This window comes from Pseudalkalibacillus sp. SCS-8, assembly GCF_040126055.1.
GTDB lineage: Bacteria > Bacillota > Bacilli > Bacillales > Fictibacillaceae > Pseudalkalibacillus > Pseudalkalibacillus nanhaiensis.
On record NZ_CP143541.1, the window covers coordinates 1711828 to 1731724 of the forward strand.

At 41.8% G+C, this 19897-nt stretch carries 25 protein-coding genes and 1 tRNA gene; 20 read left to right on the forward strand and 6 right to left on the reverse strand.

The genetic code is table 11. The features are described 5' to 3' along the window. The first annotated feature begins 56 nt into the window (after positions 1-56). The gene (locus V1497_RS08810; RefSeq protein ID WP_349410600.1) at positions 57-1091 is read left to right on the forward strand and encodes a zinc-binding dehydrogenase; all 1035 of its coding nucleotides are present in this window, start codon (positions 57-59) and stop codon (positions 1089-1091) included. 151 nt (positions 1092-1242) lie between these two features. Then, the gene (locus V1497_RS08815; protein ID WP_349410601.1) at positions 1243-1614 is read left to right on the forward strand and encodes a hypothetical protein; all 372 of its coding nucleotides are present in this window, start codon (positions 1243-1245) and stop codon (positions 1612-1614) included. Positions 1615-1658: 44 nt separating this feature from the next. Here the strand turns inward: V1497_RS08815 and V1497_RS08820 are convergent, their stop codons facing one another. After that, positions 1659-2438 (reverse strand): TerC family protein, encoded by a 780-nt coding sequence (locus tag V1497_RS08820; protein ID WP_349410602.1) that lies wholly within the window; start codon positions 2436-2438, stop codon positions 1659-1661. Positions 2439-3091: 653 nt separating this feature from the next. Between V1497_RS08820 and V1497_RS18690 the strand changes: the two genes are divergently transcribed. Together V1497_RS18690 and V1497_RS08830 are read left to right on the forward strand one after the other, a co-directional pair. Next, positions 3092-3376 carry a TIGR04104 family putative zinc finger protein gene (locus V1497_RS18690; protein WP_414703614.1) on the forward strand — a complete coding sequence of 95 codons (285 nt, stop codon included), beginning with the start codon at positions 3092-3094 and terminating at the stop codon, positions 3374-3376. A 16-nt stretch (positions 3377-3392) separates the two neighbouring features. After that, on the forward strand, positions 3393-3938 hold the full coding sequence (locus V1497_RS08830) for a GNAT family N-acetyltransferase (protein WP_349410604.1): 546 nt from the start codon (positions 3393-3395) through the stop codon (positions 3936-3938). A 43-nt stretch (positions 3939-3981) separates the two neighbouring features. Here the strand turns inward: V1497_RS08830 and V1497_RS08835 are convergent, their stop codons facing one another. Continuing rightward, entirely contained in the window at positions 3982-4326 is a 345-nt protein-coding gene (locus tag V1497_RS08835) for a hypothetical protein (RefSeq protein ID WP_349410605.1), read from the reverse strand. 81 nt (positions 4327-4407) lie between these two features. After that, positions 4408-5025 carry a transcriptional repressor LexA gene (lexA, locus tag V1497_RS08840; RefSeq protein ID WP_349410606.1) on the reverse strand — a complete coding sequence of 206 codons (618 nt, stop codon included), beginning with the start codon at positions 5023-5025 and terminating at the stop codon, positions 4408-4410. Positions 5026-5184: 159 nt separating this feature from the next. On the opposite strand from lexA, the gene V1497_RS08845 reads away from it, so the two are divergent. The 12 genes from V1497_RS08845 (at position 5185) to V1497_RS08900 (ending at position 13931) form a co-directional block, all read left to right on the forward strand. Further along, positions 5185-5493 (forward strand): cell division protein, encoded by a 309-nt coding sequence (locus V1497_RS08845; protein ID WP_349410607.1) that lies wholly within the window; start codon positions 5185-5187, stop codon positions 5491-5493. A gap of 15 nt (positions 5494-5508) precedes the next feature. Further along, positions 5509-6162 carry a recombinase family protein gene (locus V1497_RS08850; protein ID WP_349410608.1) on the forward strand — a complete coding sequence of 218 codons (654 nt, stop codon included), beginning with the start codon at positions 5509-5511 and terminating at the stop codon, positions 6160-6162. A gap of 61 nt (positions 6163-6223) precedes the next feature. Then, positions 6224-6451, forward strand: coding sequence for a DUF896 domain-containing protein (locus tag V1497_RS08855; RefSeq protein ID WP_349410609.1), 228 nt, complete (start codon positions 6224-6226; stop codon positions 6449-6451). Between the two features lie 116 nt (positions 6452-6567). After that, complete coding sequence (locus V1497_RS08860) at positions 6568-6846, forward strand: hypothetical protein (protein ID WP_349410610.1); 279 nt, start codon at positions 6568-6570, stop codon at positions 6844-6846. Positions 6847-7013: 167 nt separating this feature from the next. Further along, on the forward strand, positions 7014-9017 hold the full coding sequence (gene tkt / locus V1497_RS08865) for a transketolase (RefSeq protein ID WP_414703615.1): 2004 nt from the start codon (positions 7014-7016) through the stop codon (positions 9015-9017). Positions 9018-9198: 181 nt separating this feature from the next. After that, complete coding sequence (locus V1497_RS08870) at positions 9199-9414, forward strand: YneF family protein (RefSeq protein ID WP_349410612.1); 216 nt, start codon at positions 9199-9201, stop codon at positions 9412-9414. A gap of 111 nt (positions 9415-9525) precedes the next feature. Next, positions 9526-10602, forward strand: coding sequence for a tRNA 2-selenouridine(34) synthase MnmH (gene mnmH, locus V1497_RS08875; protein WP_349410613.1), 1077 nt, complete (start codon positions 9526-9528; stop codon positions 10600-10602). Between the two features lie 65 nt (positions 10603-10667). After that, positions 10668-11222, forward strand: coding sequence for a TVP38/TMEM64 family protein (locus tag V1497_RS08880; protein ID WP_349410614.1), 555 nt, complete (start codon positions 10668-10670; stop codon positions 11220-11222). A gap of 22 nt (positions 11223-11244) precedes the next feature. Next, complete coding sequence (locus tag V1497_RS08885) at positions 11245-12108, forward strand: M15 family metallopeptidase (protein WP_349410615.1); 864 nt, start codon at positions 11245-11247, stop codon at positions 12106-12108. 43 nt (positions 12109-12151) lie between these two features. Then, entirely contained in the window at positions 12152-12862 is a 711-nt protein-coding gene (locus V1497_RS08890; RefSeq protein ID WP_349410616.1) for a cytochrome c biogenesis protein CcdA, read from the forward strand. A gap of 147 nt (positions 12863-13009) precedes the next feature. Further along, complete coding sequence (locus tag V1497_RS08895) at positions 13010-13459, forward strand: Na(+)/H(+) antiporter subunit B (RefSeq protein WP_349410617.1); 450 nt, start codon at positions 13010-13012, stop codon at positions 13457-13459. A 10-nt stretch (positions 13460-13469) separates the two neighbouring features. Further along, positions 13470-13931 carry a cytochrome c biogenesis protein CcdC gene (locus tag V1497_RS08900; RefSeq protein WP_349410777.1) on the forward strand — a complete coding sequence of 154 codons (462 nt, stop codon included), beginning with the start codon at positions 13470-13472 and terminating at the stop codon, positions 13929-13931. A 52-nt stretch (positions 13932-13983) separates the two neighbouring features. Here the strand turns inward: V1497_RS08900 and V1497_RS08905 are convergent, their stop codons facing one another. Continuing rightward, the gene (locus tag V1497_RS08905) at positions 13984-14412 is read right to left on the reverse strand and encodes a DUF2621 domain-containing protein (RefSeq protein WP_349410618.1); all 429 of its coding nucleotides are present in this window, start codon (positions 14410-14412) and stop codon (positions 13984-13986) included. A 361-nt stretch (positions 14413-14773) separates the two neighbouring features. Continuing rightward, the gene (cudC, locus tag V1497_RS08910; protein WP_349410619.1) at positions 14774-15328 is read right to left on the reverse strand and encodes a choline uptake/conversion transcriptional regulator CudC; all 555 of its coding nucleotides are present in this window, start codon (positions 15326-15328) and stop codon (positions 14774-14776) included. 214 nt (positions 15329-15542) lie between these two features. Here cudC and betB point away from each other — a divergent pair, with 214 nt between their 5' ends. The 4 genes from betB (at position 15543) to V1497_RS08930 (ending at position 19415) form a co-directional block, all read left to right on the forward strand. Beyond that, positions 15543-17018 carry a betaine-aldehyde dehydrogenase gene (gene betB / locus V1497_RS08915; protein WP_349410620.1) on the forward strand — a complete coding sequence of 492 codons (1476 nt, stop codon included), beginning with the start codon at positions 15543-15545 and terminating at the stop codon, positions 17016-17018. 46 nt (positions 17019-17064) lie between these two features. Then, complete coding sequence (locus V1497_RS08920) at positions 17065-18273, forward strand: iron-containing alcohol dehydrogenase (protein ID WP_349410621.1); 1209 nt, start codon at positions 17065-17067, stop codon at positions 18271-18273. 194 nt (positions 18274-18467) lie between these two features. Beyond that, positions 18468-18812 (forward strand): hypothetical protein, encoded by a 345-nt coding sequence (locus V1497_RS08925; protein WP_349410622.1) that lies wholly within the window; start codon positions 18468-18470, stop codon positions 18810-18812. 165 nt (positions 18813-18977) lie between these two features. After that, positions 18978-19415, forward strand: a complete 438-nt coding sequence (locus V1497_RS08930) for a hypothetical protein (RefSeq protein ID WP_349410623.1) — start codon at positions 18978-18980, stop codon at positions 19413-19415. Positions 19416-19444: 29 nt separating this feature from the next. Here V1497_RS08930 and V1497_RS08935 read toward each other — a convergent pair. After that, positions 19445-19541 (reverse strand) — tRNA-Sec (locus V1497_RS08935). Positions 19542-19897 lie beyond the last annotated feature (356 nt).

Here is a 19897-nt window from a genome sequence, read left to right on the forward strand (position 1 = left end):
TGTAAACTAACCATTGATGAATTTATAAACGTAAGAATGAAAGGTGCGTATTTGTCATGAGAGCTGTTCAAGTAACGGGATATGGAGATCTTGATAAATTAGAAATCGTTGAAAAACCGATACCTGAGCCGAAAAGCAATGAAGTCCTCATTGAGATTAAGGCTTGTGCGATTAATAACACTGAAATCTGGATGAGGGAAGGAGCCTATGGGACAGGAACGAAATCAGGCTGGAGACCAGAGGGTGTGCAGTTTCCAAGGGTGCCTGGTTCGGATATTACCGGTCGGGTCGTGAAAATAGGAAGTGAAGTTGATGAAAGTAAGTTAGGGGAGGATGTCGTTCTATTCCCATTTACATCAAGTGGTAAGGCAGGGGAAGAACATATTTCAGATGACATGTCTTTCATTGGATCTGAGTACGATGGAGGATATGCTGAATATGTTGTTTGGCCAGCAGACCTCTGTTATGAAATGCCTCTAACTGACTATATCGACAGTGCGGTTTTCTCTGTCAGTGGGATGACTGCATGGCATATGGTTGAACAAATTCAGGCTAAACCAGGAGAAACGGTAATGGTGACCGGTGCGAATGGTGGGGTAGGTTCATTGAACATCCAAATCGCTTCAAAAGTATTCGGTGCAAATGTGATTGCGATCGTAGGGGATTTAGCCTTAGCAGATAAAATGAAGGAACTAGGGGCCACCCATGTCCTGTCTTATAAATCTGACAATCTTAGTGAGGAAATATTGGCAGTGAACGGGGGTCCAATTGACTCTGTTTTAGATGTGGTTGGCGATGCGCTTTTTTCAACCTCACTGCAAGTATTGAAGAAAGGCGGGAAATTTTGTACGTCTGGATCTGCAGGTGGTCAAAAAACGGAGCTTGATTTTAGAACCATGTATTTAAAACACATCACTTTATATGGTTCCGTCTTAGGAACAAGAGAAGATTTCAAGAAGATGCTCAACGCGATTTCAGAAGGCAAAATTAAACCGGTTATTGATCGTACATTCCCGTTGGAACAAGCCAGGGAAGCACAAAGTTATTTCAAAAATTCAGGGAAGCTGGGAAAAATCGTATTACTTCCATAAATATAAACGTTTAGTAAACCGCCTCGAATAGAGGTGGTTTACTTCGTTTCAGAAGGATTTTAGAAGGGATGTGCCACTTTTTGTATAATAAGTTAGGTATGCAAATGTCTTATTAAACCGAGTCCATTAAATTAAATCAGGGAGAGTATTGATGAACCTTAAAAGCATTGTTATTGTTTTATCCGTTTGTTTAAATCTTGTGTTCGGTATCGTTTTCTTGAATGATGTTAAGAAAGAGGGTCCTGTCGAAGTCGGCCTCTCATTTAAAGAAGCAGTCAGAACCGAAAATTATGGGTCTGTTGATCGTCTTATTGCTGAAGGACGAAATCAGCATATTACTGAGGATCTCTTAATTAAGGTTAATGGATTAATGAGTGGTGGGACAAGCTATAAAACTTATCAATTGCTGAAATTTGATAACGGTGAAATGGTTCTACTGAACTTAACGCCAAACAAAAAATTTGAAATACAGAATGTTGTGATTGTTCCAGAAGAGCAGAAATCGATATTTGAAAATGAGTAAGGAGCACCCAATGTTCAGAGGGTACTCCTTTAGATTATCCTTCATTATGATTCACTATGGTTTTCCTGAAAAGATTTGTTCGAAGGTGCAAACCATCCAAGTAAGGCGATCCCTACCAGAACTCCGTAGAATATAAGTGTCCAAGCTGTACTATGAGGGAAATGATGGTCCAGAACCCCAATATCTTTATGCGCAAGTGTAATGACAGCGAGCTTGACTCCGACCCATGCCACAATCGCATAGGCTGTTGTTTCTAAAGCAGGGCGCTTTTCAAGAAGTTGCACGAACCACGTTGCCGCATATTTGATCAGGACAAGTCCTGCAATCCCACCCAGTACTACGACGATGAATTGTCCACCATCCATACCGCCAAAATCTCTAAGAGGGGAATCTGGAAGGCCAAGTGCTAGGGCAACAGCAGCAAGTATAGAATCGATCGCAAAAGCCAAATCTGCTACGGCGATCTTTCCTACTGTCGGCCAGAAGCCTTTCCCGGCAGCTTCTTCTTCCTCTTCTTTATGGATGTTTTCATTTTTCTTCCCAAATCGAGCCTTTATGACGTGCTTAAGTCCTAAGTAAAGAAGATATGCAGCCCCAATTGCTTGGATTTGCCATACATTTGCAATGAAAGAAATGGCGAAAAGAGCTAAAAACCGGAAGGCGAACGCCATAATTATGCCATATCGGATCGCTTTTTCCTTTTCATCATCTGGTAAATGCTTGGCAATAACAGCAAGTACAAGAGCGTTATCCGCAGATAATAATCCTTCTAAACCAATTAAAATCAATAATGTCCAACCATATTCCAGCCAAATCGAATCCACAAAAAGACTCCTTTCTAAAAACAAAAACGATTATGTAAGAACGGCGGTAACTTTCAATTCCTACCCTGTGATTATATTACCACTTTTCAATGATCTAATTCACGCTATAACCCTTAGGCATCCTAATTTTTGTAATGAGTAAAAGAGTGATCAAGTTTATAGATATCGAAATAGGATCTATGATTTTTGGTTCTGACTTTTACGATATATTCATCCTTCCCGGTTGATATATGATAGGTTTTTCCTTCTGATAAATAGATTTTTTTGATAGGGCTATTGTCGTTGATGATCTCAGATTTCATTGTTGGATCGGAAAGGATGCTCCTAATTTCGCTGTCTTTTTTGGATAGGGTATGATAAAGTTCCTCTGGATTCAGCCAAAACAATAAACCAGCTATAAGAATATAAAACAAATACTTTGGAATTCGCCCCTTTTTCAACTCGACCGCTCTCCATTCTTTACTATTTTCTAGTTTCTCCTACCTATTATCATCTATTGGTTGAAAAATTGATAGATACATATGGAAATAAAATGAAATTATGTGATGAGATATTTATCATTTTGGAGAATGGCGTAATTACGTGTCAATGATTGATGTTATAATCTTCTGTAAGTGTTAGATGTTAATATTTTATAGATTTCTGGAGGAATCATGAGTTTACCAAATTGCGATTACTGTGGAAGTTCATTCAAATGGACAACGATATTCAGGAACATCTGGGGGAGGTACAAACCAATAACATGTGTGAATTGTGAAAGTGAAAATCATCTGAAATCCCGATCAAGAGTCTTGATGGCCGTAATTTTCACCATCTCCATGTTCATTTTAGGTTTTGCCTTTGCCAGCTTTTCATTTGAAATCAGGTTACTTTTAGTGGTGTTGGGCAGCATATTCATTTCATTCTTCATTCCATACCTCATAAAATACGAAGTTTGAATAAGGGGAGATTTTGGTGATCTATGATAAACATAAGAAGACGATAACGACGGAGAGACTTGTTCTACGAATGTTCAACACTTCTGATGCCGATGCGGTTACAAGGCTTTGCAATAATTATAATATTTATAAAAATACATTGTACTTACCGTATCCGTACGCTAAAGAGGATGCGCTTTCTTGGATTGCACGGCATAAGGATCAATTTAATGCTGATCGATCGTATGAATTTGCGATTACAGATAAAAGTACAGGTGAATTATTCGGTGCAGTCGCGTTGACGAACAACCAAACCTTTCATAATGGTGAAATCGCTTATTGGATCGGGGAAGAATTTTGGGGAAGAGGCTTCGCTACAGAGGCCTCAAAAGCGATGATACATTTTGCTTTTCACGAAAAGGACTATCATAAAGTATTCGCTCGTTTCTTCAAGTCCAATCCTGCTTCCGGAAGAGTGATGCAGAAAGTAGGTATGAAAGAAGAAGGTATATTAATTGACCATGTTAAAAAGGAAGGTCGATTTGAAGATCTTGTGTATTATGGGTTAATTAATGCCAGATAAAAAAGCACCTGGATAATCGGATCCAGGTGCTTTTTTTAAATTCCTATATACCGTAATACATAACAAAATAGGTAGCAAGACATAGGATGGACCCGGTGAGTAATGGTCCGAAATGCAAGGACAACTTTTCTCGTCTCGCTTTATAAGAACCCTTGGATTGTTCGGTCCGACGAGAAGCGAATTTGGTGAACAGATCTCCGTCGGAGCTTAAGATGAAAGCAATGACAATGAATAAGGATGCCCCGATGAACAACGTGCTCATAAAATCAGCAGCAAAGTATAATGACAGCACATAGAGAAATCCGATTTCAATAGATAAGACGAGTACTGTTAAACCGATGTATCTTAGCATTTTATCCTCCCCAGGTAATTCCTCGATTGTTCTCATTTCTCTGCATTCCCTTAATAAAACCTTTGCAATTAAAAAAGCTCACCGATCGCTCGATAAGCTTTCGTCTTACATCTGCTATCAGTGAATGGTCCGGTAGACACCGATTACTTTACCTAAGATGGAAACGTGCTTCAGGATGATCGGTTCCAATGAAGCATTTTCTGGCTGTAATCGAATATAATCCTTCTCTTTGAAGAAGCGCTTAACGGTTGCTTCGTCATCTTCAGTCATCGCAACGACAATATCTCCATTGTTGGCGGATTGCTGTTGTTTCACGATCACCATGTCACCATCATAGATTCCTGCCTCAATCATACTGTCCCCTTGGACAACTAATGCGAATACATTGTCATCTCCGACCATATGATCTGGTAAGGGGAAATATTCTTCGATGTTCTCGATGGCTGTTATCGGTTGACCAGCTGTTACCTTACCGATGACGGGTACATTGATGGATTCGCTTTTCGGGATTGTTGTATCCATATCCTCTGTGATGACCTCGATTGCTCTCGGTTTCGTTGGATCGCGGCGGATAAGCCCTTTTTTCTCTAAACGGGACAAGTGTCCATGTACGGTTGAGCTGGAAGCGAGTCCGACCGCTTCACCGATTTCACGGACAGATGGGGGATATCCTTTATGTTTCACTTCAAACTTTATGTAATTGAGTATGTCTTGTTGGCGCCGTGATAATTTCATTCTGTCCACCTCATTTCTCCTCTGTTGTTGAAACAAGTATACCATGTGTTCGGCGAACATACAAACATAAGTTCGAGAAAAACGGTTGACAAGAACGCCTGTTCTTATTACAATGAAATCAACAAATGAGAACAAATATTCGTATCGGAGGTATTTGTGATGGAAAAGAGAAGACAGGGCGGTTGGTCTTTTGTTATCGTATTGGTTGTCATCATTGCGATTATGGGAAGTTATTCATATGTGAAAGCGAATTCAGAAGAAAACATCGACTATATGAATGTGAAAATTGAAGAAGGTGACACCCTATGGGCGTTATACTCTAAATATAAAGAACACCACACCTATACGAACGAAGGGTTCGTCCAATGGGTTGAAAGAAATAATGATGTTCGGGCAGAAGCTTTGAAGCCGGGGGATACAGTCCTCATACCAGTCAAAATGGATATGAAACAGGTCGCTTCCAAATAGCAGGAAGGTGTATATATGAACGCAGTCATCTATTGTAGAGTCAGTACAGAGAAAGAAACACAAGCATCATCTTTAGAAAGACAGGAAGCAGAATTATATCGTCTCGCAAAAGAATTCCACTTCAATGTCGTAGAAGTGGTACATGAAAAGAAGAGTGGTTTCGATATTGATCGTGAGGGAATTCTGAAGGTTCTCGATTTAGCCAGGGATGGATTTGTGGATGTCCTCCTTGTACAGGATGAAACGAGGATTGGCAGGGGAAGTTCGAAAATCGCCATTCTTCATACGTTAAGTAAATATAATGTCAAATGCTATACAATCAGTGAACATGGTGAACTCCAGTTGACAGAGGCCGATTCGATGGTACTTGAAATCGTCAGTCTTGTGGAAGACTACCAGCGGAAATTACATAATGCTAAGATCAGGCGTGGAATGAAAAGAGCTGTGGATGAAGGATACCGTCCGCAACAAAATTTGAGCAATCTGACAGAAGGTGGGCGCGAAAGGAAGGATGTGCCGATTGAAGAAATCGTGCGACTCAGGGAACTGGATCTGACCTTTCAAGAAATTGCAACGACATTGAAGGGATTAGGTCATGATCTTTCAAAGGCCACAGTTCATAGAAGGTATCAGGAATATATGAGAGACAAGTCAGAATCGCCATATTAGAATTTCATTCCCAAATACGTTAAACTAAGAGAAGCACACAAGATAAAAGGAGTTTAACGATATGCTACCGAAACATAAAATAGATCGGATTAACGAACTTTCACGTAAATCAAAGGGTGAGGGATTGACTACCAAAGAGAAAGAAGAGCAGAAAAACCTTCGTTCGGAATACTTGAAAGCGTTCAGAGGCGGTTTCAAGAATCAACTCAAATCTGTGAAAATTATAGATCCGGAAGGAAACGATGTAACACCTGAAAAATTGAAAAATGAAAAGAAACGGGATCAATAATCCCTTCTACAAGCCTGATTTGAGAAATTTTCAAATCGGGCTTGTTTTAGTATTGCGTCCTTTCTAAACTCTGGTATACTGTTATATAACACCAGCCAGAGGGAGTGGATAAATCGATGTTTTCCATAACAAGTCCAGCCGTAAAGTTGTATAAAGAGGAATTGGGATTGAGCGATGGGGATGCTCTGCAGCTGTTCTGTCGATATGCCGGAAGTGAATCTGGATTATGTATCGGAGTTGAACAAGGATATCCACAAAAGGATGATTACGTTCAAGAGATTGATGGCATCCGCTTCTTCGTTCGACCTCATGAAGTGTGGTTCGTTGAAGAGATGACGATGGATTACGATGATTCAGTCGAACACTTCAGTATTGAATTACCGAGTATTGCATAGTAAAAGGATCAACGCCTGTACCATAACAGATGGTCGGGCGTTTTTTATTGGTATCAATCGTTGATACATAAGGAATTTTTCGACTATTTACCGTCAGTCTTGTGAATTTGACCTGGAGAGTATATCATGAGTAGGGAATGAAAGAATAAGGGTGTAATGAAGAAAGGATGAGCGCTGTGTCAACTTCTATTGAGCAATTGTCAATAAACACAATTCGTACATTATCCATCGATAGTGTAGAGAAAGCGAACTCTGGACATCCAGGCATGCCAATGGGTGCTGCCCCGATGGCATATCAGCTGTGGAGTAAACATATGAACCATAATCCGGCAAACCCTGATTGGTTTAACCGTGATCGGTTTGTACTTTCAGCTGGTCATGGATCCATGCTTTTATACAGTCTTCTCCATTTATTCGGTTATGATGTTTCTATGGATGACCTCAAGAACTTCCGTCAATGGGGAAGCAAGACACCAGGTCACCCTGAATACGGAGACACTCCAGGTGTCGAAGCGACAACTGGACCTTTAGGACAAGGAATTGCAATGTCCGTTGGTATGGCAATGGCTGAAAGACATTTGGCAGCTACATACAATCGTGAAGGCTACAATGTCGTTGATCATTATACGTACAGCATTTGCGGAGATGGTGATCTGATGGAAGGTGTTTCTTCTGAAGCAGCTTCACTTGCTGGTCACTTACGTTTAGGTCGTTTGGTTGTTATGTATGATTCTAATGACATTTCACTTGATGGCGACCTTCACATGTCATTTTCTGAAGATGTGCAGAAACGATTTGAGGCATATGGCTGGCAGGTCCTCTATGTAGAAGATGGAACGGATCTTGATACTTTGGATAAAGCGTTGGCTGAGGCGAAAGCGAACACGGATCAACCGACTCTTATCGAAGTAAAAACTGTTATCGGACATGGTTCTCCGAACAAATCCGGAAAATCAGCTTCTCATGGAGCTCCGCTTGGAACCGATGAAGTGAAAATGACGAAGGAATCCTACAAATGGACATTCGAAGAAGACTTCCATGTACCAAATGAAGTTCGTGATCACTTTAACGTCTTGAAGGAAGAAGGGGCTCAAAAGGAACAACAATGGAATGAACTTTTTGAATCCTATAAAGAAGCTTATCCGGAGCTTGCAGATCAATTGTCTAAAGCGATTAAAGGTGAACTTCCTGCAGGATGGGATGCTGAGCTTCCTCACTACACAACAGAAGATAAGCTTGCAACGCGTGCTTCTTCTGGTGAAGCATTGAATGCAATCGCTAATGCAGTACCTCAATTCTTTGGTGGGTCCGCTGATTTGGCAGGATCGAACAAAACGATGATGAAGGATAAAGGAACATTCTCTAGAAATGACTACAGCGGTCGAAACATCTGGTTCGGTGTACGTGAATTCGCGATGGCTGCAGCGTTGAACGGAATGCAGCTTCATGGTGGATTGAAGGTTTACGGTGGTACGTTCTTCGTATTCTCCGACTACCTACGTCCAGCGATGCGACTCTCTGCATTGATGGGATTACCTGTCACGTATGTATTGACCCATGACTCTATTGCAGTAGGGGAAGATGGTCCGACCCATGAGCCGGTTGAACAGCTTTCCTCATTACGTGCAATGCCGAATCTTGGTGTCATCCGTCCAGCAGATGGAAAAGAGACAGTGGCAGCGTGGAAGATCGCGTTAGAAAGTGAATCTAAACCGACCGCTCTCGTTCTGACTAGACAAGGTGTTCCAACCCTTGATGGAACGAGTGAAGAAGGGGTACGTAAAGGGGCTTATGTCGTCTCTCCAGCAGAAGAAGGCCCGGCAGACATCCTGCTCCTCGCTTCAGGATCAGAAGTTTCCCTCGCAGTGGCTGCGAAAGAGGAACTTACGAAGGAAGGTATTCATGCATCTGTTGTAAGCATGCCTTCTTGGGACCGTTTTGAAGACCAACCTCAAGATTATAAAGAGAGTGTCATCCCTAAAGCGGTTAAGAAGCGTCTTGCAATCGAAATGGGTGCGACTCATGGCTGGCATAAATATACGGGTGATGAAGGAGATGTCCTCGGAATCGATCGTTTCGGAGCATCTGCACCTGGTGAGAAAGTCATGAAAGAGTATGGCTTTACTGTAGAAAATGTTGTTGCCCGCGTTAAAGCATTATTTAACAAGTAACTTGCAAATATACGTTAAAGGATCGGCTGGGAGGTCGATCCTTTTTCAATGGATGCTAAAACCAACTGCATTCTTTCTTTTTAAACAGACAATATTCATAAAAAATTTCAAGGATATATTGAGTTTAAATTGGAATGTATAGTACACTAGTTCTAGACAACGAGAAGGGAGAATTTTTACCATGGATTGGATGTATGTCGTTGTGGGCTTAATCGCTTTGCTCGCTGGAGTTGCGATTGGCTTTTTTATCGCCCGCAAATATATGATGAGTTATTTGAAGAAAAACCCACCAATCAATGAAAATATGCTACGTGTTATGATGATGCAGATGGGTCAGAAACCATCTCAGAAGAAGATCAATCAGATGATGCAAGCAATGCAGAAACAAATGAAATAGATGGTGGACAAGCACTCAGGAATTGGGTGCTTTTTTAAATTGAGAGGAATCAGCTATACTAGAGTGAAAGAAAGTGTTCAATTGATTACTTCATAAAAAGGATTTGGTTTTATGTCAGATCATCCAACAGTCCGAGTATTGCCGTTACATACCATTCACTTTGAGGACTACCATATCATTGATGTTCGATCCCCTGGGGAATTTGCTGAATTCCATATTGAAGGCGCGCATAGTATACCGATCTTCAATGATGAGGAGAGGGCTGAGGTAGGTACGACGTACAAACAGGTAGGGAAAGAGGAGGCTAAAATGCTCGGTCTTTCTCTCGTAACCCCTAAGCTCGTTTCGATTGTGGAGAAATTGAAAGAGTTGAAGCAGGCCGAAGACAAGCCATTCCTGATTTATTGCGCAAGAGGTGGTATGCGAAGTCATAGTGTGGCAACTGTAGTAAATTTGATGGGAATGACGTCCTACCAGCTTGAAGGTGGCATCAGAGCTTATCGCCAATCGATCGTTTCTGGTCTGACAGGTTATGCCGCAAAACCCAAGCCGTTTTTCGTTATTGAAGGATTGACGGGAACAAGGAAGACTGATCTTCTTGAAGCTCTCGAGGATGAAGGATATCCTGTTCTTAATCTTGAAAGGATGGCAGGGCATAGAGGCTCAATCTTCGGTGAAATTGGAACTGTGGGAAAGTCCCAGAAGATGTTTGAACGGGAGTTGTTCAACCGCCTAACAGAAATCGGGCACACGGACTATTACATAATCGAATCCGAAAGTAAGCGGATCGGAAAAGTCCTTTTGCCTGATTGGATTTTAAATGGAAAAGAAAAAGGAACAAGATTGTATATTGACTATCCGTTTGAAAAGAGAGTGAAAACGATTTGCGAAACGTACGAGCCAGAACAGTACGAACCTCAAATTCGTGAAGCACTCCTCCATTTAAAAAAGAGGATGGCACCTGATTTATTCAATGACGTGTTGGATTGTTTCGATCGGCAAGATTATCATCAGGCTGTAAGATTATTATTGGAACAGTATTATGATCCAAGGTACCGGTATACGGCGCGCCACTATCAATCAGAGCCCATAAGGATCCTGATGGAGGATCTTGAGGAAGGGCTTGCTGAAATAAAACGGCTTTTGGATGGTTTTAGCCAATGGGAATTCAACTATCATTTGTCATGAACAAGGACGAAGTACCAAAACGTTATTTAATGTTCGAACTATAAACGTGTGAGGGGTTGGAGCCGATGGGTGAGATGATGCTAACGCTATTCAGGGAGTATCCTCATATTGCCGTGATTCTCAGTATTTTAGCGAATATTCTCATTGCCATTTCCGGTGTCCTTCCTAGTTACTTCTTAACGGCGGCCAATATCTATTTTTTCGGTTTTATAAATGGAACGATCATCTCGATGGTTGGTGAATCTCTCGGGGCGGTCATTGCTTTCATCTTCTATCGGAAAGGTTTCAGGCGATTTTCTCGTAAGAAATTGAACCGTTATAGACAAGTGGAACGTCTAATCAACATAGAGGGAAAAGAAGCATTTTTTATGATATTGTCCCTCCGGCTCATGCCATTCATGCCTTCCGGGGTCGTAACGTTTTTTTCAGCAATTGGTGTCGTCTCATTGATGACTTTTTTCTTAGCGAGTACAATAGGGAAGCTGCCTGCATTGATCATGGAAGCTTTGGCGGTACAACAAGTATTGGAATGGACGACAGCGGGCAAAGTCATCCTGGCAGGTGTCAGCCTGATGCTTTTCTATAGTGTATGGCAGTGGTCGAGAAAGAAAGCGAATTAGATAATTGTAAAGGTGTGACAGAATGAAACGACGTACAACAGTAATCAGCATCATGACTACCATAGTATTATTGGGAGGATGTGCTTCCATTCCGAACCCGTTTGCAGAAGAGGCGGATCCAACGGAAAAAGAAACACCTGTAGAGGAGAACCAGGGTGGAGAAGTACAGGACCCAAATGAAGATCAAGATGAAGGGAAGGAAAATCCTGAAGAGGAGACTGAGACTGATACCGGTCTACCTGACCCTGAAGAGACGGTGACGGTAACAGCAGATGGGAAGAAGGTTATAACCAACGTTAACGATCCTCTCGTCCTTGTGAACAAGGAACGTAACCTGCCTGCAGATTTCGTCCCTGAGGATCTGGTCATTCCTAACGTACCATTTCCATTCACTGAAGATCTTCCGAAAAAACAACTTCAAAAAGTAGCAGCGGATGCAGCTGAAGCGCTATTCGATCAGGCAGAGAAAGATGGAATCCCATTGTTCGCCCAATCAGGTTATCGTTCCTACGACCGGCAAGAGGCGATCTTTACGGCGAATGCGGAACGTGTCGGTGAAGAGGAAGCAAATAAGTTCAGTGCCTTCCCTGGACAAAGTGAACACCAAAGTGGGCTGGCGCTTGATGTAACTTCACCTGAAGTGGAGTTCAAATTAGTTGAGCAATTCGGTGAGACTGAAGCGGGTCGGTGGGTGAAAGCAAATGCCCATAAATACGGATTCATCATCCGCTATCCGAAGGGGAAAGAAACGATCACGGGTTATCAATATGAACCATGGCATTTAAGGTATGTTGGAAAAGAACATGCTAAGCGAATTCATGAACAAAATATGACACTTGAGGAATACTTGGGTGTAGAAGTTGAACCTGTCAACTCTTCGCAGTAAACTTGAATAGAAGTAGCCATATGAGGGAGAGGAGTTGAAGCTGTTGGCAGCTGATCTGAATTTGTTCTTAGCGTTCGGAGCTGGATTTTTATCTTTTATTTCACCTTGTTGTCTCCCGTTGTATCCAGCGTTCCTTTCCTATATAACTGGAATGTCGGTCCATGAATTGCATGATAAAGGCATATTGAAAAAACGTGCATTACTACATACCACGTTGTTTTTACTCGGATTTTCAACGATTTTCGTCTTCTTGGGACTGAGTACTTCATGGTTTGGAACGTTTTTCTTTCAATATAAGGATTTGATCCGTGAAGTCGGAGCAATTCTTATCGTCGTGTTCGGTCTCGTCCTTCTTGGGGTTTTCAAGCCGCAGTTTCTGATGAAGGATCGTAAAGTGACCTTCCGTAAACGTCCGACGGGCTATATCGGTTCGGTCGCCATCGGAATGGGATTTGCAGCCGGATGGACGCCTTGTACAGGACCAATCTTGGCAGGGGTCATCTATCTTGCTACAACGAATCCTGGCCAGGCGATGTTTTATATGCTGGCCTATGTTCTTGGATTTTCAATACCGTTTTTCATCATGTCCTTTTTCATCGGACGGATGAATTGGATCAAGAAACATAGTCATAAGGTGATGCTAGTTGGCGGATACATGATGATATTCATGGGAATCTTTCTTTATTTCGACTGGATGACAAAACTGACATCATTCTTATCGAACCGTTTCTTTAACGGTTTTTACGGATTTTAAGGTCAAAATAGAGTGGAGCTTCCAGGGAGAGTCCTTTCGATGGACCTCCCTTCACTCGTGTGTGATGAAGTCATTTGACCTTTGTTCTGCATTTGTTATATCGTTAGAAGAGATAATAACTACATATTGATAGAAAGGATCGAGACGATGCAATCCAATGATATTATTTTAAAGACGACCTCAGCAATCATCGTCTTTGTCATACTTGCGTTTTCAGTCAACTTGTTCTTAGCCGGACATAACGCACCTGGTGGTGGTTTCATCGGGGGACTAATGGCTGCAGGAGCATTTATCCTCTTGTACATTTCGTTTGGCTTGAAAACGATGAACAAAGTATTGAAGGTCAATTTCCGTTATTTCATAGCAGTCGGTTTGATGGTTGCGTTCTTGACCGGAATTGGGTCTTTCTTCTTCAATGAACCGTTTTTAAGTCATACTTACGGTTATTTCCATCTACCGTTGTTAGGAAAAACTGAACTTGCTACTGCGATGTTTTTCGATCTCGGGGTATACTTGACCGTTATCGGTGTAACGATGACAATCATCCTTTCAATAGCTGAAGATCGCGATGGGGAACAGCTGAAGGAGAGCAAGTAGTGTGAACTTCTTGGTCATTGGCAGTACGATCATTGCCATAGTGATGGCGAGCGTGGTCCTGGTCATCCGTCTGAAAGCGGCGCAGAAACCAGCCACGCTCAAAAAAATCATTCTACCCCCGATCTTCATGTCAACCGGGTTCCTCATGTTCCTATATCCTGCTGCTCGCGTTTCCTGGAGTGAGGCACTTGAGGCATTTGTTGTAGGAATGTTGTTTTCACTTTTACTCATCCGCACATCGACTTTTGAAAAGAGGGCCGATGATATTTATTTAAAGAGATCGAAAGCATTCATATTTATTTTAATTGGCTTATTGCTGTTCCGGATATTGATGAAGATCTATTTTGGACAGCGTATATCAGTGGAAGAGACGAGTGGACTATTCTTCATTCTTGCGTTCGGGATGATTGCACCATGGCGGATTGCCATGTACTACAAATTTCGGAAGATGCAAGCTGTAGCAAAAGGATGACCGATTATGAAAAGGACCAGCTTCTTACAATAGAAGCCGGTCCTTTTATCATTCAACCCAAGAGCTTTTCATAAGGCTCGAGGTCGATGTTCTTCTGATTCAATTTTTTTATAAGGAATTTATGATCTCGCTTCGGAGTCGCAAGGATATACCCTCGAATGATCAAATCTTGATCGATGGCATCCACTTTTTCCTCGATCGCCAGTTCTCCGATTTTACCAGCGATTTTATCTCTTGCAACATCCCTGAACAATTCAGGTACGGGCTGGACGAGCTCTTCAAGCAATACCTTTTGCTCATCCGTCCAAAGATGCCGCGTCTCTTTAATATAGTATTCTTGCCAATCTAATATCGATTTTCCATCTTCTTTCGGTAGGCGCTTGAGGAATTTCCGAAACATGAAATAGCCGCCGATTGCAAACATTGAAATTAAAAAAAGCGTCCACAATACGATGAACCACCCAAACCAACCTTCTAACATACTGCCACCTCAGCTTGTCGTTACATTCTTTCATTATTATACTAGCACATGAAAACGTAAATCAAGTACAGTAAGATACTTCTCGGGTTCGATCCCTCCATTTGGAGGAAACCATAAAATAATTATGTAAACTAATTAAAAGTCTTATGAACCTATTTGGGAAAAAATGAACCTAGATCAAAAATTATGAACCTAGATGGGAAATTATGAACCTAAATCAAAAATTATGAACCCAGTTCATAATTTTTGACCAAATGACGGGCTCAATCAGGTAGAAAGAGCTGACCGTAGTCAGCTCTTTCAACTTGAACAACCATAATGAGTAGAAGTTCTTATATTTAGCGATAAAAAAGATAAAAATTTATTCATCATCAATGTTTGGTATCGGTACTAAATTAAAAATTTCACCTGATCGGAAATGTTGAACTAAATCTGATAACCAATGATAGTATTTCTCCGATTCAACTAAAAGACTTAGACTATATTCAATTTCCTCTTTCACTTCATCATGGAGATCGTTTTGAGCGAGCAAGTCGTTCAACTCGTTACGTGTCTCCTCAATCGCGTCAAGGTTGATTTTCACTTCACGCTCCCACATCTTGCAAAAGTATTGAATGAATAGTTTGAAGAAATCCTTCTCTGAAACGAATTGGTCTCTTCTTGAGCCTTTTCGCCATGTTTTTTTCATCATATCAATCTCTTGGAGTGCTTTAACGGCTGTACTCATACTTGGTTTACTCATTCCAAGCTCGTCCTTCATTTCGTCGAGGGACATGGAGTCTTTCCGGAAGTACATCGTTCCATATAACTTCCCGACAGATGGGGTAACACCATATAAATCCATCGTCTCAGCTATGGAACGGACGACATTGTTTCGTGCTTGTTCAAGCGCTTCCATTTGTTTTTGCTTATCCACTAGATCGATCACCTTTCGTTGTCAATACTATATTTAATACGTTTAAAACGTTCAAAATATATTTTATATAATTAATGATACAGGTCTCAGTATGAAAGTCAAATCAGCCTTTTTCTAAAGGTTTTGCATTTGCACGATAAATTAATCTTTGTTAGTATAAAAAATGTTCAAAACGTTAAATAAAAATTTAACAAAATTAACGAGGAGGGATCTGATGGAACGACTAAAGATGTATATCAACGGAGAATGGGTAGATTCCGAATCCGCTGAAACAAGAGAAATCATTAACCCTTTCAATCAAGAAGTGGTCGCAGTTGTTACTGAAGGTGATCAACGCGATGCACAAAAAGCAATCGAAGCAGCACGCTCTGCATTTGATGAAGGGGAGTGGGCTGCAACTCCAGCTAACGAACGGGGATACAAGCTCTTCCAAGTTGCTGAGAAGATCCAACAACAAAAAGACGAACTTGCAAGATTGGAAAGTTTAGATACTGGTAAGACGTTAACGGAAAGTCTTGCTGATATGGATGACATAACAGAAGTGTTCCGATATTTCGCTGGTTTAGCAGATAAAGACGGCGGTGAAATGATCGAATCACCGATTCCAAACTCTTCAAGTAAGGTCGTGAGAGAGCCAGTCGGTGTTTGTTCACAAATTTCACCATGGAACTATCCATTGCTACAGGCATCATGGAAGATTGCGCCTGCATTGGCTGCAGGTAACACGATCATCATGAAGCCAAGTGAGATCACACCACTTACGACAATAAAAATTACAGAGATTCTTGAAGAGGTCGGATTTCCGAAGGGTGTCGTCAACCTTGTACTCGGACCAGGTGCGACAGTCGGACAAGAAATGGCTGAAAACCATGACGTCGATCTCGTTTCGTTCACAGGAGGAATTGAAACAGGTCGTAAAATCATGAATGCGGCTTCCGGTAACATGAAGAAAATCGCCTTCGAATTAGGAGGGAAAAATCCAAATATCGTATTTGCTGATGCGGATTTTGAAACGGCAGTCGACCAAGCATTGAATGCAGTCTATTTCCATGCTGGTCAAGTATGTTCAGCAGGATCCCGACTACTTGTAGAGGATTCCATCCATGATGAATTCGTAGATGCTCTTGTTGAACGTGCAGAGAAAATCCGTCTAGGTAATGGCTTTGATGAAGATACGGAATCAGGTCCTTTAATTTCTGCAGAGCACCGTGCAAAAGTAGAGAAATATGTTGAGATTGGTAAAGAGGAAGGTGCGAAACTGGTCGTTGGAGGTAAACGCCCGGACAATCCAGAGCTTCAGGACGGCTTCTTCTACCTGCCGACGATCTTTACAAATTGTGAAAACGATATGCGTATCGTACAAGAAGAGATTTTCGGTCCCGTATTAACGGTTGAGCGTTTCAAGTCAGAGGATGAAGTTGTCAAACGGGCTAACAGCACGACGTATGGTCTTGCTGGAGCAGTGTTTACGACGGATTCCAAGAAAGCTGAACGAGTTGCGAACAAACTGCGACTTGGTACAGTTTGGATCAACGATTTCCATCCTTACTTCGCGCAAGCGCCATGGGGTGGCTACAAACAATCCGGTATCGGTCGTGAACTAGGTAAACAGGGACTTGAGGAATATACAGAAGTGAAGCATATCTTTGAAAACCATGCTCCTGAACCGGTTAACTGGTTCAAAGGATAAATAACAGAAAAGAGAAACTTTATCACATCATAGGAGGAATTCAGCAATGGCACTAAACATGAATATTGAACACATGAACAACTTCCACACTTTCGAAATCCCTACAGTAATCAAGCACGGAATCGGTGCAATCAAGCATGCTGGGGAACAAGTGAAAAATTTAGGCGTATCAAAGGTACTACTTGTAACAGACCCTGGAATTTATGATGCAGGGGTTACGAAGCCTGTAACGGATTCGTTAGAAAATGCAGGAATCGAAATCGTCGTCTTCAATAAAGTCGAGCCGAACCCTCCTGTCCGTGTTGTCAACGAAGGATCCAAACGATTTTTAGAAGAAGGCTGTGACGGTCTTATAGCAGTTGGTGGCGGTAGCTCCATGGATACGGCAAAGGCAATCGGTGTAGAAGCTGTACACGGTGAATCAGTACTTGAATACGAAGCAGCGGAAGGTAAGAAGCCGCTATCGAAACGTATTCCACCATTGACTACAATTCCGACGACTGCAGGTACTGGTTCTGAAGTGACGCAATGGGCAGTTATCACAGACGAAGATCGTGAATTCAAGTTCAACACTGGAGGCCCATTAATTGCTGCGCATATGACGATCATTGATCCAGAATTGCATGTATCCATGCCTCCACACGTGACAGCAATGACAGGTGTCGATGCACTTTCTCACGCGATCGAGTGCTACACGATGCATTTTGCTCAACCGGTCACGGATGCTGTTGCGCTGATGGCAATTGAATACGTTGCAACATATATCCGTCGAGCATATGCAAATCCAGAAGATGTTGAAGCACGTTACGGAATGGCTCAAGCGGCTATGCTTGCTGGTCTATCTTACGGTAGTGAATCAGCAGGTGCAGCACATGCGATGGCGCAAACACTAGGTGGAATCGTTCCGGTCGCCCATGGTCAGTGTGTAGCAACAATGCTTGGACCTGTCATGGAATATAACTGGAAAGGAAACCCTGCTAAATTCGCTCGCATCGCAAAAGCAATGGGTGTGAACACGCACGGTATGACTGAAAATGAAGCTGCTAAAGCAGCAGTGAACGAAGTGTACAAGCTTGTTGAAGAAATGGATATTCCAAGTTTGAAGGAACAAGGTGTACCAGAAGATATGATTCCTCGTCTGGCGAAGGAAGCAATGAAGGATCCTCAAACAGTCGGTAACCCACGTAAGCTTAATGAAGAAAGCTATAAGTGGATCTACAACCGCTGCTATGATTTGACTCCGAAAACTGTTTAATTGATATAACCGTAAATTGTCCCACGCAAGGACTTGTGCCACTACAGGCACAAGTCCTTTTTTATGAATCGCAGAACAAACATCACCTTCAAACCTTGCCAGGAAATACCTGTAATGCCGAATGGTCATCGTCCCACTCAATATACGGGTCATTAACATACAATAATGTATCTTATAGAAGGGGAGGTTTGGAAATGAGCTTGTTCGATTCGGATTGCAATGACAAGAAGCGTAAAAAGAATCGTTGTGAAGGATGCGTGTGTGATCAATTAAAGGACCTGGAACCTGGTACACCTGTGTTCGTCAGAACGATCGCAGGGGGCCTCAAATCGTCGATCAAGGGAAGATTTTTGTGTTTTGATAAGGAAACGTGTTGTGCTACCTTTTCAGAAAGGGTTTTCAGCACAGATATGACAACGGTGATTGATTGTAATGATATCGTTTCCTTAGCGATCGGAAATGATGAATATATGGAAAACATGAACAGAATCATGAATGACGTCTATGAAGCACTAAGGAGATTTACTCCACCAAGTTGATGGAAGAAAGCGGCTGAAAATCAGCTGCTTTTTTAATTTGCCTATTTGTGTGTTGTAGGCAGAAAATGGGATGGTGCTATCTTATGGTGGGGGAGGGGAGTGATAAATGCGTGAGGATGCGGTATAATGTACAATTACGAACAAGTACGACTCGGGAGGCTTCTGATGAGTAAAATATTTGAAACGACAGTCTCAATTAATGGAACGTTGATAGACGTTTGGGAATACTTCATCGCTTTAGAGGAAAATGGTTCGGAATGGATGGGCATCAGCCAATCGCTTGAAAAAGAAACAGATGGGGAAGTTCATGAAGGTTCGAGGTTTGTCTTCTATGCAAGAGGTAAAAAGCAAACAACTACAATTACAGAATTCGAACCGATGAAAAAGGTGACGTTGACTTCGGTGCAAGGGGATTTCAGAGCTGATTACACCTATCATTTCATCAATGCAGCTGAAGCAACGGATGTGAAGCTGATTGCACACTGTGAAGCAAAAGGGATCATGAAGCTGTTGTCGCCGCTTATAAAGATGGCAATCAAGAAATCTGATCAGCACCATTTGGAAGCAATGAAAACGGCATATGAAAAAAAGAGGGTGACCTAATCGGTCACCCTCTGTGTTTTTTTATGTATTGGCGGGACTGTGTGGGAATCGAACCCACCGGAGACGGCACGCGCCTCCCGAGAGGTTTTGAAGACCTAGGCGGACACCAGTACCGCAGCCAGCCCCAAGTTGATTACAGATTATCATTATAAACTCGCTTCGACAAAATATCAAATACTTTGACCTGAAGGCAGAAAATTGTTGAGGACTATAGTCAACAGATTGCAAATTATGACATCTTTCGTGAAATTAAAAGCGAGACAATCCGTAGTGTAGAGTACCTTGCCTATTGAATTCTGATCTGGAACTGGAGGCCAGGATTCTTTTTATTTACCTATTGATGAAAATGTCGATTTATATTAAGCTTGAGAAGCGTGTCGAAAAATGACATTGTAACAATACTGAAACAATGTTATCCCCAATTCTATAAGTTATCCACGATAGAAAAATAAATCTCATATATATAGGATATTTATACAAAA